General features: G+C 70.4%; 15 protein-coding genes. 11 read left to right on the plus strand and 4 right to left on the minus strand.

The window, feature by feature from the left end:
- The first annotated feature begins 143 nt into the window (after positions 1-143).
- The 9 genes from ACGFNI_RS27130 to pcaD all read left to right on the plus strand — a co-directional run bounded on the left by ACGFNI_RS27130 (position 144) and on the right by pcaD (position 7,759).
- Positions 144-944 carry a VOC family protein gene (locus ACGFNI_RS27130; protein WP_393687277.1) on the plus strand — a complete coding sequence of 267 codons (801 nt, stop codon included), beginning with the start codon at positions 144-146 and terminating at the stop codon, positions 942-944.
- Between the two features lie 185 nt (positions 945-1,129).
- Positions 1,130-1,717 carry a hypothetical protein gene (locus ACGFNI_RS27135; RefSeq protein WP_393687278.1) on the plus strand — a complete coding sequence of 196 codons (588 nt, stop codon included), beginning with the start codon at positions 1,130-1,132 and terminating at the stop codon, positions 1,715-1,717.
- Between the two features lie 142 nt (positions 1,718-1,859).
- The gene (locus ACGFNI_RS27140) at positions 1,860-2,060 is read left to right on the plus strand and encodes an SCO3870 family protein (protein WP_393687279.1); all 201 of its coding nucleotides are present in this window, start codon (positions 1,860-1,862) and stop codon (positions 2,058-2,060) included.
- Positions 2,061-2,379: 319 nt separating this feature from the next.
- Positions 2,380-3,162: a CoA transferase subunit A gene (locus ACGFNI_RS27145; RefSeq protein ID WP_393687280.1), complete on the plus strand. Its 783-nt coding sequence runs from the start codon at positions 2,380-2,382 to the stop codon at positions 3,160-3,162.
- The gene (locus ACGFNI_RS27150; protein ID WP_393687281.1) at positions 3,162-3,815 is read left to right on the plus strand and encodes a 3-oxoacid CoA-transferase subunit B; all 654 of its coding nucleotides are present in this window, start codon (positions 3,162-3,164) and stop codon (positions 3,813-3,815) included. The genes ACGFNI_RS27145 and ACGFNI_RS27150 overlap by 1 nt, the downstream gene beginning before the upstream one ends.
- 80 nt (positions 3,816-3,895) lie before the next feature.
- Positions 3,896-4,666, plus strand: a complete 771-nt coding sequence (gene pcaH, locus ACGFNI_RS27155) for a protocatechuate 3,4-dioxygenase subunit beta (RefSeq protein ID WP_393687282.1) — start codon at positions 3,896-3,898, stop codon at positions 4,664-4,666.
- Positions 4,667-4,671: 5 nt separating this feature from the next.
- Positions 4,672-5,235, plus strand: a complete 564-nt coding sequence (gene pcaG, locus ACGFNI_RS27160; protein WP_393687283.1) for a protocatechuate 3,4-dioxygenase subunit alpha — start codon at positions 4,672-4,674, stop codon at positions 5,233-5,235.
- Positions 5,232-6,578, plus strand: a complete 1,347-nt coding sequence (pcaB, locus tag ACGFNI_RS27165) for a 3-carboxy-cis,cis-muconate cycloisomerase (protein WP_393687284.1) — start codon at positions 5,232-5,234, stop codon at positions 6,576-6,578. Before pcaG ends, pcaB begins: the two co-directional genes overlap by 4 nt.
- Positions 6,575-7,759: a 3-oxoadipate enol-lactonase gene (pcaD, locus tag ACGFNI_RS27170; RefSeq protein ID WP_393687285.1), complete on the plus strand. Its 1,185-nt coding sequence runs from the start codon at positions 6,575-6,577 to the stop codon at positions 7,757-7,759. The genes pcaB and pcaD overlap by 4 nt, the downstream gene beginning before the upstream one ends.
- A gap of 247 nt (positions 7,760-8,006) precedes the next feature.
- Here the strand turns inward: pcaD and ACGFNI_RS27175 are convergent, their stop codons facing one another.
- The 3 genes from ACGFNI_RS27175 to dcd form a co-directional block, all read right to left on the minus strand.
- Complete coding sequence (locus ACGFNI_RS27175) at positions 8,007-8,678, minus strand: glycosyltransferase (protein WP_393687286.1); 672 nt, start codon at positions 8,676-8,678, stop codon at positions 8,007-8,009.
- A gap of 104 nt (positions 8,679-8,782) precedes the next feature.
- Complete coding sequence (locus ACGFNI_RS27180) at positions 8,783-9,307, minus strand: deoxycytidine triphosphate deaminase (RefSeq protein ID WP_393687287.1); 525 nt, start codon at positions 9,305-9,307, stop codon at positions 8,783-8,785.
- Positions 9,304-9,831: a dCTP deaminase gene (gene dcd / locus ACGFNI_RS27185; RefSeq protein ID WP_393687390.1), complete on the minus strand. Its 528-nt coding sequence runs from the start codon at positions 9,829-9,831 to the stop codon at positions 9,304-9,306. Before dcd ends, ACGFNI_RS27180 begins: the two co-directional genes overlap by 4 nt.
- A 605-nt stretch (positions 9,832-10,436) precedes the next feature.
- Between dcd and ACGFNI_RS27190 the strand changes: the two genes are divergently transcribed.
- Together ACGFNI_RS27190 and ACGFNI_RS27195 are read left to right on the plus strand one after the other, a co-directional pair.
- Entirely contained in the window at positions 10,437-11,105 is a 669-nt protein-coding gene (locus tag ACGFNI_RS27190; RefSeq protein WP_393687288.1) for an HAD family hydrolase, read from the plus strand.
- Positions 11,106-11,134: 29 nt separating this feature from the next.
- Positions 11,135-12,355 carry a glycosyltransferase gene (locus tag ACGFNI_RS27195; protein WP_393687289.1) on the plus strand — a complete coding sequence of 407 codons (1,221 nt, stop codon included), beginning with the start codon at positions 11,135-11,137 and terminating at the stop codon, positions 12,353-12,355.
- Positions 12,356-12,438: 83 nt separating this feature from the next.
- On the opposite strand, the gene ACGFNI_RS27200 is transcribed toward ACGFNI_RS27195, so the two are convergent.
- On the minus strand, positions 12,439-12,888 hold the full coding sequence (locus ACGFNI_RS27200; RefSeq protein ID WP_393687290.1) for a YbaB/EbfC family nucleoid-associated protein: 450 nt from the start codon (positions 12,886-12,888) through the stop codon (positions 12,439-12,441).
- Between the last annotated feature and the right edge of the window lie 258 nt (positions 12,889-13,146).

A 13,146-nucleotide genomic window follows, 5' to 3' on the forward strand; every position in this document is an offset into this window, starting at 1 on the left:
GCGGCGGTGCGGACGCCGAACGGGAAGCGGCGCCCGCCCCGTCGTGGGCACGCGGGGCGCGGTGCGTGGGTGCGGAGCCGACGGGCGATTGTCAGTGGTGGGTGTCAGGCTGATTCCAGAGGGATTCCGTGAAGGGAATAGCCATGATCACTACCGATTTCATCCCCGGCTCGCCCTGCTGGCTCGACCTGGGCGCCCCCGACGTCGAGGCCGCGGCGGCCTTCTACGGCAAGGTGTTCGGCTGGCGCGCCGAGCCGTTCGGCGAACAGCCTCCCGGCGGCTACACCGTCTGCCGCCTCGACGGGAAGATCGTCGGCGCGATCGGCCCGCTCGCCGAGGACGGCGCCAGACCGGCCTGGACCGTCTACTTCCACACCACCGACGCGGACTCCACGGCCAGGGCCGTCGAGCAGGCAGGCGGCGCGGTCCGCAGCGCGCCCGCAGCGGTCGGCGACAACGACGGCAGGCACGCGCAGCTCACCGACCCGCAGGGCGGGAAATTCGCCGTCTGGGAGCCCGCGGCCTACCCCGGATTCGAGGTGGCGGACGGGCCGGGGAGCCTGGGCTGGATCGAGCTGTTCACCCCCGACTCGGCCGCCGCGCAGCGCTTCTACGGCACGGTGTTCGGCTGGACCACGCAGGACATGCCGCTGCCCGGTGGCGGAGGTGCCTACACCCTGCTGACGCCGCGCGACAGCGGTGAGGAGCGGATGCACGGCGGCATCATGGAGATACCGGCCACATCGCTGACCCGGTCCGACGGACAGGCGTACTGGCACCCGGTGTTCGGCTCGGGCGACTGCGACGCGACCATCGCCGCCATCACCTCCCACGGCGGCACCCTGCGAATGGGCCCCGAGGACGCCGAAGGCGTCGGCCGGCTCGCGGTGTGCGCCGACCCGGCGGGTGCGGAATTCGTCGTCCTCACCCCTGCCGCGGCCTGAGCGGCGCACCGGAAGCGGCGCGGTGCGCACACTGGGCCGTGGCCGTGATCCGTCCTGTGCCACACCGTCGCCGTGCCACCCATGCCCCGATGTTTTCGCAGGTGCACCAGATGACCGATTCATTCATAAAGAGAGGTGCATGACCGTACATGAGGGAGGAGATAGGGATATGAAATGATCGGTTGATGCATGGGAAGAAGCTGGTCGTCAGTGGGCTGTTGCTCGGAATCCTGGCCTGTGGGGTCACGGCGTGCGGGAGCGCGGACGAAGCATCCGCGAAGGGTGGGCGGCCTGCCCCCGGCGTGACCGCGAAGGATGCCGGTGAGGGGTCGTCGGACGCCAAGGGGGCGGAGCGGGACGGGAGTTCGCGCTCCGGGAAGGTGACGACACCGCTGGACCGGCTGGCGCGGCAGTCCGGTTCGCTGGGCAGCTTCAAGGCGTTCGTCGGCCGGCACGGCACCGCGGACCAGAAGGCGGCGGTCGCGCACGTGACGTCGTGGAAGGGGTACCGGCCCGCGGGGGACAAGGACGGCGAGACCGGCCTCTCGGCCTTCTACCCCTGCGTGATGTTCCGTTCCGATCTGCCGGCGGCGGACTATGACGCGGCGGACGCCGGGGACAAGGCGCAGTCCGACCTGGTGATCGAGCAGGAGGAGTTGGGCGAAGAGGTCGCGCGGGCCTTCGACGCCTGGTGGGACGGTGACGGAGCCACCGCGACGGTGCAGGTCTTCGACACCGAAGGGCAGTTGGCGGGCAGCGGCAGCGTGCACTGAAACGGCGGGAAAACACGGCGAGTTGTCGCGTCGTCAGCTCGTCGTGGTGAGGGGCCGGGTCCGCGGCATGCTGTGGCCGGGCGATGTGGCGCGCCTTTAGACTTGATGATCACCGTGCCGGCTCACATTCAAAGGAGAAGGAATGAGGCAGCCTCCCTTCGCCGCCCTGTCCGCCGCCATCGCGGCGCTCGGGACGGTGCTCGGCTTCCTCGCGATGCAGTTGCGCGCGAGTGGCTACGAGCAGTACGTCGAGTCCGTGGCCACCGCCAGCGTCGTGATGTGGACCACCGCGTGCCTGACGGTCGTGACCTGGGTCCGCTACCGCCAGCAGAAGGTGGACTGAGTTCCCAGGACATCGACGGGGGCCGGGGGGACACTCCCGGCCCCCGTCGACGTCCTGGGGCCGGTCTCTCCGTACCTGCGGATTTTTTGTGCGTGTACTGAGGGTATCCGGAGCCCTCGCCCACCTGCCGTGCCGACCGGCCACTCTTGTGCCGCGCGTGATCAATTCCCCCTGGAATCAACGAAGTCGTTGACGGTGGAACCGTCGAGTGTCAGCATGGCCGCGCAAAGTAAAAGTCAGTGCACTGATTAATGTGCTGGCTCATGCGCTGATCGGTCGGCGGAGAGATGTGCCCCCCGGGAGAGCGGAGGCTGCGCGCATGGACAAGGTGGTGGCCTGCGCCGCTGAGGCGGTGGCCGACGTACGGGACGGGGCGACGCTCGCGGTGGGCGGCTTCGGCCTGAGCGGCGTTCCGCAGGTGCTGATCGAGGCGCTGTACAGCCTGGGGGTCTCGGGTCTGAGCGTGGTGTCCAACAACTGCGGGGCGAACGGCTCGGGCCTTGCGGTGCTGCTGTCCGCCGGCCGCATATCCCGGGTGACCGGGTCCTACATCGGCGCGAACAAGGAGTTCGCCCGCCGGTACCTGGGCGGCGAGCTGGAGGTGGAGATGATCCCGCAGGGCACGCTGGCCGAACGGCTGCGGGCCGGAGGCTGCGGGATTCCGGCGTTCTACACCCCGGCCGGAGTCGGTACCCAGGTCGCCGACGGTGGTCTGCCCCGGCGTCACGACGGTCAGGGCGCCGTCGTGGTGGCGTCACCGCCCAAGGAGGTGCGCGTCTTCGACGGCCGGGAGTACGTACTCGAACGCGGCATCCGTACCGACTTCGCGCTGGTGCGCGCGGCCAGGGGCGACCGGCACGGGAACCTGGTCTTCAACAAGGCCGGCCGGAACTTCAACCCCCTGGCGGCGATGGCGGGGAAGGTGACGGTCGCCGAGGTGGAGGAGTTGGTGGAGCCCGGCGGGATCGACCCGGACGAGGTGCATCTGCCCGGCGTCTTCGTGCAGCGTGTGGTCGCGCTCACGCCGGAGCAGGCCGCGGCGAAGGGCGTGGAACGGCGCACGGTTTCCGCGCGGCCGGCACGGACGGAGGGGCGCGGCTGATGGCCTGGACACGTGAGCAGATGGCCGCGCGGGCCGCGCGTGAGCTGACGGACGGGCAGTACGTCAATCTCGGCATCGGCCTGCCGACGCTGATCCCCGAACACCTGCCGGACGGGGTCGAGGTGGTGCTGGAGTCGGAGAACGGCATCCTCGGCGTGGGGCCGTACCCGGCCGATGACGAGGTCGACCCGGACCTCATCAACGCAGGCAAGGAGACGGTCACGGTGCGGCCCGGCGCCTCCTGCTTCGACTCGGCGCTCTCCTTCGGGATGATCCGGGGCGGCCACATCGACGTCGCGGTGCTCGGAGCGATGCAGGTGTCCGCACGCGGCGACCTCGCCAACTGGGCCGTGCCCGGCACGATGATCACGGGGATCGGCGGGGCCATGGACCTGGTGCACGGCGTGCGGACGGTCGTGGTGCTCATGACGCACACCGCCAGGGACGGCTCCGCGAAGATCGTCGAGACGTGTTCCCTGCCGCTGACCGGCCGGGCCTGCGTCGACCGTATCGTCACCGACCTCGGGGTGCTCGACGTCACCGCGACCGGCCTGGAACTGGTCGAAACCGCGCCCGGCGTGTCCGCCGACGAGATCGCGGCGAAGACCGCGGCCGGCATCCGTACCGCCGCCGGCTTCCGGACCGCCCCGTGAGCCCGCGCGAGATCCGCACCGTGGACGCCGTCCGGACCCCGGCCGGCGCAGCAGGACTTCGGACGTACCCCGGGAATCCCATGACTCTCTCCCAGTCGGACATCGACGCCCAGATCGACGCCCTTCAGCACGCCTACGACAGGGCGTTGGCGGCAGGCGCGCCCGTGCGCCACCACCCGCCGCGCGACTACGCCCCCTACCGCAGCTCACGGCTGCGCCACCCCCGGCAGCCGCTCGTCGCCGTGCACGGCGCGGGCCCCGATGCGGTGGAGCTGTCCGGGCCGGTGTTCGGCCCGACCGATCTCACCGAGACGGACAACGACCTCACCGCCCAGCACCCCGGCGAGCCGCTCGGCGAGCGCATCACCGTCTCCGGGCGGCTGCTCGACCGCGCCGGACGCCCGGTGCGCGGCCAGCTCATCGAGATATGGCAGGCCAACGCCGCCGGGCGGTACGCGCACCGGCGCGACCGGCACCCGGCGCCGCTCGACCCCCACTTCACCGGCGTCGGCCGCACCCTGACGGACGACGGCGGCCGGTACGCGTTCACCACGATCAAGCCGGGCGCCTACCCGTGGCGCAACCACAGCAACGCCTGGCGCCCCGCCCACATCCACTTTTCCGTCTTCGGAACGGCGTTCGCCCAGCGGCTGGTGACGCAGATGTACTTCCCGAACGACCCGCTGTTCCGCCACGACCCGATCCTGCGGTCGGTGCCGGACGCGGCGGCCAGGGACCGCCTGGTCGCCACCTACCGCCACGGCCTGTCCCGGCCCGGGTTCTCGCTCGGCTACGCATGGGACATCGTCCTGGACGGTCCCTCCGCCACCTGGACCGAAGAAGGCCGCTGACCGCGATGACCGACACGTTTTTGCCCACCCCGTCCCACACCGTCGGCCCGTTCTACGGCTACGCGCTCCCGTTCCCCGAGGGCGAGCAGATCGCGCCGAAGGGCCACCCCGACACGATCGTCCTGCACGGGCACGTACGCGACGGCGAGGGCGATCCGGTGCCCGACGCCCTCCTGGAGTGGTGGCAGGCGGCCCCCGACGGCTCCCTCCCGCGCGCCTCGGGATCGCTCCGCCGCGACCCGGTGACCGGCGGCTTCCTCGGCCGCAACGGCACCGGCTTCACGGGCTTCGGCAGGGTGGCCACGGACGCCGACGGCCACTACGCCCTGCGCACCCTGCCGCCGGGCAACACGGGACTGCCGTACCTCAGCGTGTGCGTCTTCGCCCGCGGACTGTTGCACCACCTGTTCACCCGCGCCTACCTGGCGGACGGCGCCGACCCGCTGCTCGACGCGCTGCCCAAGGAGCGCAGGCCCACGCTGATCGCACGGCCGGACGCGCACCGTACGTACCGATTCGACATCCGCCTGCAAGGCGAACGCGAAACGGTCTTCCTGGAGTTCCCGTGACCTGCCCGGCCGCCGACCACGGCCTGCTCGCCCCCGGGCGGGCCGGTTCCCCCGCCGATGCCGCGACCGCCGACACCGCGTTCCTGCGGGCCATGCTGGACGCCGAGGCGGCGCTCACCCGCGCCCAGGCCACCGTCGGCCAGGCCCCGGCCGATGCCGCCAGGGCGGTCACGGACGCGGCGGGCACGGCCTGCTGCACCCCCGCCTCCCTCGCGCACCGTGCCAGGGAGAGCGGCAACCCGGTCGTCCCCCTGGTGAGCGACCTGACGGCCGCGGTGCCCGAGGAGTTCGCCCCGTACGTGCACCGGGGCGCGACGAGCCAGGACATCCTGGACACCGCCGCCATGCTGGTCGCGGCGCGCGCCATCGACCTGATCCTGGACGACCTGCACCGCACCGGGCGGGCGCTGTGCCGGCTGGCCGCCGACCACCGGGACACCGTCATGCCGGGCCGCACCCTGACCCAGCACGCGGTACCGACGACCTTCGGCCTCAAGGCCGCGGGCTGGCGGTCGCTGGTCCTCGACGCCAGGGACCGGCTGCGGACGGCACGCGCCGCGCTGCCGGTACAACTCGGCGGCGCGGCAGGCACGTTGGCGGCCTTCGCCTGCTACGCGGGCCACGGGCAGGGCACGGCGGAACGGCTCACCGCCGCCTACGCCCGCGAGACGGGCCTCGCGGAACCGGCGCTGCCCTGGCACACCCTCCGCACCCCCGTCGCCGACCTGGCCGGTGCCCTCGCGTTCACCGCGGGAGCGCTCGCCAAGACCGCGGCCGACGTCCTCGTCCTGTCCCGCACCGAAATCGCCGAAGTCACCGAGGGCACCGGCGGCGGCTCGTCCGCCATGCCGCACAAGCACAACCCGGTCCGCGCCACGCTCATCGCCGCGGCGGCCCGCCGTGCCCCCGGTCTCGCCGCCGGTCTGTACGCCTCGATGGCCGCCGAGGACGAGCGGCCCGCCGGCGCCTGGCACGCCGAATGGGAGCCGCTGCGCGATCTGCTGCGCCTGACCGGCGGCGCCGCCCGCGACGCCGCCGAACTGGCCGACGGCCTGCGGGTGCACCCGGACGCCATGCGCGCGAACCTGGGACTCACCCACGGGCTGATCGTCGCCGAGCGAACGGCCGCCGCACTGGCCCCGCACCTGGGACGCGCGCGGGCCAAGGCACTCCTCACGGACCTCGCGCGGCGCACCCACGCCGAGGGCAGAACGCTCGCCGAACTCCTCGCCGAACACCCCGAGTTCACCGCAAGCGGCCTCGATCTCGCGGACCTCACCGACCCCGCCCGCTACACCGGCTCCGCCGGAACCCTCACCGACCGTGCCCTGGAGCGACGTTGACCGGCACACCGCACACCGGCCGGGACGCGGCCCGGCACTCCGGCCTCCTGCACCACCGCGCCGAAGGTCCGGCCACCGCCCCGCCGCTGCTCCTCGGCCCGTCGCTCGGCACCTCCACCGCCCTGTGGGACGCCGTCGCGCCCGAACTGTCCGCCTCCCACCGGGTCGTGCGCTGGGACCTCCCCGGCCACGGCGGCTCACCCGCGGACCTCATCGGCCCGGGAGCGACGGTCGGCGAACTGGCCGGCCTGGTGCTCGCCCTCGCCGACGCGCTCGGCATCGGCCCCTTCACCTACGCCGGGGTCTCGCTCGGCGGCGCCGTCGGCCTGCACCTCGCCGTACATCACCCGGAACGCGTGCGCAGCCTCGCCGTCCTCTGCTCGTCCGCGCACTTCGGCGGCCTCGCGACGTGGCAGGAGCGGGCCGCCCTGGTGCGCCGCGATGGCCTGTCCGCACCGGCCGGCACCGCGGCATCCCGTTGGTTCACGCCGGGATTCACCGTGCCCCGCCTGGTGGCCGACCACCGCGCCGCCGACCCGGCCGCCTACGCGGCGTGCTGCGACGCGCTGGCCGCGTTCGACATCCGGGACCACCTGCCGTCCCTCACCGTGCCCACGCTGCTCATCGCGGGCCGCGAAGACCCTGTGACGCCGCCCGCGCACCTGCGGGAGATCGCCGACGCGGTACCGGGCGCCTCGCTCACCGAGATTCCGGGCGCCTCCCACCTCGCTCCGGCCGAACGTCCCGAGGCCGTACTGACCGCGCTCCGCGCCCACTTCACGGGCGGTGCGCGGCGCGGCATGGCGGTGCGCCGCGAAGTGCTCGGGGACGCGCACGTGGACCGCGCGCAGCAGCGGCAGACCACCCTCACCGCGCCGTTCCAGGACTTCATCTCCCGCTACGCGTGGGGCGAGGTCTGGACCGACGACACGCTGTCCCGCCGCGAACGCAGCATGATCACCATGACGGCGCTGGTGGCGGACGGCCACCACGACGAACTGGCCCTGCACATCCGGGCGGCGCGGCGCAACGGCCTGACACCCGAGGAGATCGGCGCGGTGCTGCTGCAGACCGGCGTCTACTGCGGGGTGCCGGCGGCCAACTCCGCGTTGGCCGTGGCCCAGCGCGTGCTGGCGGCGGAGACCACCGGCCGGTCCCACCCACCGGGTCACCGCGAATAGCCGCTCAGCAGCCCCTGGGAAGCCGCCGAGCCGGTCTTCCCGAGTCGCCGATCCCATCCGACTCACCAGCGGCAGGGGCGGCCGAATTCGCTTTATCGCAAGGTGAATTGACGAATTCCGGCCGAGGGTGAACGGCCTCCCCTTCCGCCTCGGCATTGCGCGCGTGAACGACATCGGCCGCAAACAGTGGTACCGGCACAGTGGATTCCTCCAGGGAACGCTCATCCGGTGGGGTCCGCGGCTCGGTTCAGGCGATGTCCGCTCCGAGGGATTCCAGTGCGTGTGCCGTCGCGGAGAGCGGGAAACGCGCCGCATTGCGGTATCCGGGCCTGCGCAGTTCCGCCAGCGCGCCGTCGTCGTCGCGCAACGCGGCCGGCGAGGAGACCGCGCCCGGTGGATCGGTGAGCAGGTCCAGGGCGAGCCCCGATGCGCCCAGCGCCTCCGTCAGACCGGGAACCGGCCGGTAGGCCACGGGAAGCCCGCATGCCTGGGCTTCCACGGCCACGAGTCCGAACGCCTCCAAGGTGGCGGAAGGGACCACCAGGACGTCCTGTTCGGCGAATGCCCGCCACAGCTGCGGCCGGCGCAGCCAGCCCAGGTGGTCCACCGCGGACAGGTCCTGCGATTTCGCGAGTTCCGCGTACTCGCGCCGGGGCGCCGCCATGCTCAACCGGATTCCGTCGACGTCGGCGAGCAGGCCGGCCAGCCGGGAAATCCCCTTCTCCTCGGTGAGACGGCCGGCGTACAGCACCCGGAGTTCCCCGCCGGACCGCGGAATCCGCCGTGGTGGCCGGATCAGCAGCCGGTCCGGAATTCCCCACGGAATGTGGGCGATGCGGTACGTGTCGATGTCGACGAAAGCCCGCAGCCGATCGGCCATCGCCATCGTGGGCACCACAATGACCTGGGCCGCGTCCATCGTCTCCCGCACTCCACGTACGCCCAGAATCCGGCGCCGCTCAGCTGCTTTCCCGGCACATTCAGGAGAGCGGGTAACCCGTCACCGGCGGGCGTCCGGCGGGGTCAGGAAAGCTCCTCGTGCAGCCGGGAGATGTCGATGCCGCCGGTACTGGTGTACTTGCTGCCCAGGTTTTGGTAACTGACCTGTTCACCGAAGGTGTCCAGAAAGACGATCTTCCCGAAGGTCATGTACGGATAGATCCGAACCGGCTGTGCCACGCGCATCTCCAGGGTCCAGTGAATCGCGTGGCCGACGTGTCCCAGCGGCGCCGAAATGTGTACCCAGATGCCAAGACCGCCAACTGTCCTGTCCCCGTTGATCAGTTGGGCGAAGCGTTCCGATGCCGTTCGCTCGTGGGTGACCCCCAGATAGAGCCGTCCGGGCTTCAGCACATAACCGTCGGTGCCCAGGGAGACCTCCCGGTAGGAGGTGGTGCTCGCGGCGTCGAGTGTGCCGTCACAGATGCGGATGCGGTCACCCAGCCGCCAGTCGTAGGCGTTCGGCGAAAGCCGTTCGGGGTCGAAGGGGTCGATGACGATGTCCCCTTCGGCGACGGCCCTGCCGATGGCCCGACGAGTGAGGATCACGCGGTCGTCACCCGGTCCCGCCAATACCGCGACACCTGCGGGCCCATGGCCGCCTGGTACTTCCCTGCGTAGAGGTCGATTTCCCCCTTGGAGACGAAGAACATGATCTGCCCGATCTTCATCGACGGGTAGACGCGTAACGGGCGTACCGAAGAGAGCATGAGGGTCCACTGCCCATGGAATCCGATGTCTCCGATGGGCGCGGTGATCTCCACGAACAGACCGAGCCGGCCGACCGACGAACGGCCGAAGAGCAGCGGTACGAACATGTCGGAGCCGACGAGTTCCACGGTGTGGCCGAGGTATAACTGGCCGGGCTGGAGGACGAATCCCTCTTCCGGAACTTTGATGGTGCGGGTGGGGTTGTCCGCGTAGGCGTCGACGATTTCGTCCGTGTAGACCAGCAGTGAGTCGCCCAGCTGAACGTTGTAACTGTTGGGGTTGACTTGCTCTTTACTGAACGGCGAAATCTGTATTCGGCCGTCCAGGGCCGCCTGGGTGATCTCGGGTCCGGTAAGTATCACCATTGCCCCCCAGGGGCTTCGCAACAGGGAAGTGCACAGGTGTCGCCGTATCCGGGCAGTGCCGTTACGTCTGAGTCCACCGGATCACGATCACCGCAATCGCTTTGTGATGTCAAGAGACCCGCGTGAAGAGGGTGAAGAGGGGGGCTTCAGTTGAGGGTGAGCCGACGGCTTGCCGAGGCTGTGTCACCTGTAATTCCGAGTGGCGCAAAAATGAACAAATGGGGTCATTTCTTGCGTGGTCCTGTGGAGATCACCTTGTTTTGAAAGTGCAACGGGTGGGCAAGAAGGAACCGGTGAGGCGCCAGAAATGATCACTTCGGCGCCTGACCTGCGGAACGGCGAGGAACGATCGGACGGCGAGTTGCGCTCGGCGTCCGGAGGAATCGCGGCTGCGGGGGGACGGGCCGTCCGGCGCCACAGCCGGTTGCTTTACCGCGGACCCGGGCACCCGCGGTAATCGAGACCTCCGGACACCGCTCCGGCACGGCGATGACGGCTGCCCGAAAATGGTAGGCGAAAGCGCGGGGAACAGCATTCAGCACGCCCCATTGCGCGGTATCGGGGCAACGGATGAGCCCATCACCAGAAGAGGTAACTCATCAATGCATACGGCGGCACTTTTCGATTTAGACGGCACCTTGATCGATACCGAGCCCCGCAGTCGTGAAGCCTGGGCCCGCCTTTTCCGCTCCCACGATGCTCCCCATGACGACGCCGTATTACGGGCTTTCGCGGGCCGCCCGGCAAAGGAAGCCGTCGCCGAACACCTCGCCCTGTTCCCCGGCCACACCGTCGAGGAACTGTGCGCGGAGGCGATGGCCTATACGGCACTGCCCGACATGCCGGCGGTCGCCCCGGTGGCCGGCGCGAAGGACCTGCTGATCGGGCTGCGCCAACAAGGCGTGGCACTCGGGGTGGTGACCTCGGGGCCCCGCGGCTACGCGGAGGGGGAGCTGGCGGCCATGGGAGCGCTGCCGTTCCTGGACGTCCTCGTCACCGCCGACGACGTCACCCGGGGAAAACCCGATCCGGAGGGCTACTTGGCCGCCTGCTCGGCCCTGCGCACGGCACCCGGGATGACGGTGGTGTTCGAGGACGCACCGGCCGGAATTCTCGCGGCGAAACGCGCGGGTGCCTTCTGCGTCGGGCTGACCACCACGCAGCCTGCCGGTGCCCTGGTCGGCGCGGACCTGATTCTGGCCGACCTGGCCGACGTCCCCTGGCCGATCACCACAGAACGCGTACCCGACCGCGCGATCAGCACCGCGTGAACACGCGAGGAGAACTGGGAGTTCGCACCTTGACGTCGTATCAGGAATTCAGCCGGACGTACCCGATCACCCGTGACCGCGAGGATTTCGCCGCCGCCGTTGCCAGCAGCGTGGTGCTTTCCGTCGACCCGTTCGCCCAGACGACCGCGCCGGATTACTGGAACTGGTCCGAATCCGCGCACCGTGCGGTGGTCGACGCCCTGCTGAGCCCGCAGGGCACGCCGCTGAGCGAGGCCACCGTTCAACTGCTGGAGCACCCCGAAAACGGCACGTACCACCACCACTTGCAACACTGCGTCCAAGAATCCCTGGCCGTCGAGCCGAATTCCCTGCCCGCCCGGCTCGCCGAAGCCGCCTGGGCTGCGGAACGCGTGTCGAGACTCAGAGTTCATGTCGGCTCCGACTGGCAGACCCACTCGAAGGGCGCGGCGCTGGACGAACTGAGGGGAATGCAGCAGACCCGGCAGCCGGCGACCGGGCCTTTCGAAGCGGCAGTCGTCATCCCTTTCCGCGGGCGCGATCCGCAGTCGGCCCGTATACGGAATCTCCTGGCAGTATTGCGTGCCCTCGACTTACAGACCTGTGCCCGCCACCGGTACCGGACCATCGTGGTGGAAGCCGACAGTGAACCACGCTGGAAGAGCGTGGTCGCCCCCGCCTGCGACACCTATATTTTCGCCCCCGCCACCGACCGGTTCAACAAGGCATGGGCCGTGAACGTCGGCGTGGTACAAGGCGCCGCCGAAGCGGAAGCCATCTGCGTTCTCGACGCCGACATCCTGGTGGACGCCGATTTCGTGGCACGGGCCCTGGAACGGTTCGACGTTCCGGGTACCCAGGCGCACTGGCCGTTCCAGGACATGCTTTTCCTGGACGAGAAGAGCAGTGAGATGGCGATACACGCCCGCAGTATCGAACACGGTTCATCGGTGAACCACGACCTGATGCGCGGGGTGTACATGCGCCGCCCGCCCGGCGGCTGCATCTGGCTGCGTAACGGCCTTTTCCGCCGTATAGGCGGCATGGACGAGAGATTCGAGGGGTGGGGCGGCGAGGACCAGGATTTCGAGTGGCGGGTGGACCGTTACGGAACCCTGGACCGCCACGCGGACCCGATCGTCCACCTCAACCACCCCCGCTCGCCCTACCGGGCCGACGACGGCACGCCGTTCTTCCAGGACATCAGTTTCTGCAGCTGGCCGTGCGACTCCGAAATCGGGAACCTGCAGAAATACAGCGACCTGGCTTAGCCCCGCAGGGCGTTGGAGCATCGCGCGAGGAGGGGCCGCCGTGCACGCGGAGAGGCGAATTCCGTAACCGGCGGCCCGGCAGGTCAGCGCGGTGCGGGGCCGTCCTTGGTGGAGGAGGGGGGAGGGGTGACGCCGTGGTCGGCGAGGGTTTTGAGGGCGCCGAGCGGGTCGGTGGTCCGGGCGTTCTGCTGCTGCTTGTTCTCTTCGCGCAGGCCCTCCGTCAGGCCCAGCATGCTTTCGGTGAAGTCGCCGACCTGCTTCGCCCGCATCTCCCGGAGGGTCGACTGAGCCGAGCTGACGGCCGCGATGACCAGGTCCTCCAGCGTCTGCGGGTCGTCCGGGTCGATGACCGACGGGTCCACGCGCAGCGAGGTCAGGATCCCGTCGGGGTTCACCTTCGCGGTGACCAGACCGCCGCCCGCGTGGCCGGTCATCTCGCTGTCCTTCATCCCGCCCAGGCCGGCCAGGCGCCCCTGAAGGTCGTGCATGCGCGCGGTGAGGGCGTTGATGTCGAATGACGGGCTGTCGGACATGGGTGGTGCTCCTCGTGCGGTGTGGGGTGGGCGCGGGCCGGGCGGCGTACGACTGACCTGACGGACCGGCGGGCGCTCCGGCGGGCGGTGTGCCGACGGCCGCCGGGCATCGAGAGCGGGGGCGGCAGCCGGTCCTCGGCCATCCTCCTGTCCGGCCCGGCGCGTGCGCATGTCCCTCTTCGGGGATCTCGCCCCTGGGTGCGGCGGAGCCGTCGGCCGGCATCGGGGCGCTCGATCCGGAGCGCCCCGGTCCGTCGG

The organism is Streptomyces sp. NPDC048644 (assembly GCF_043199105.1).
GTDB lineage: Bacteria > Actinomycetota > Actinomycetes > Streptomycetales > Streptomycetaceae > Streptomyces.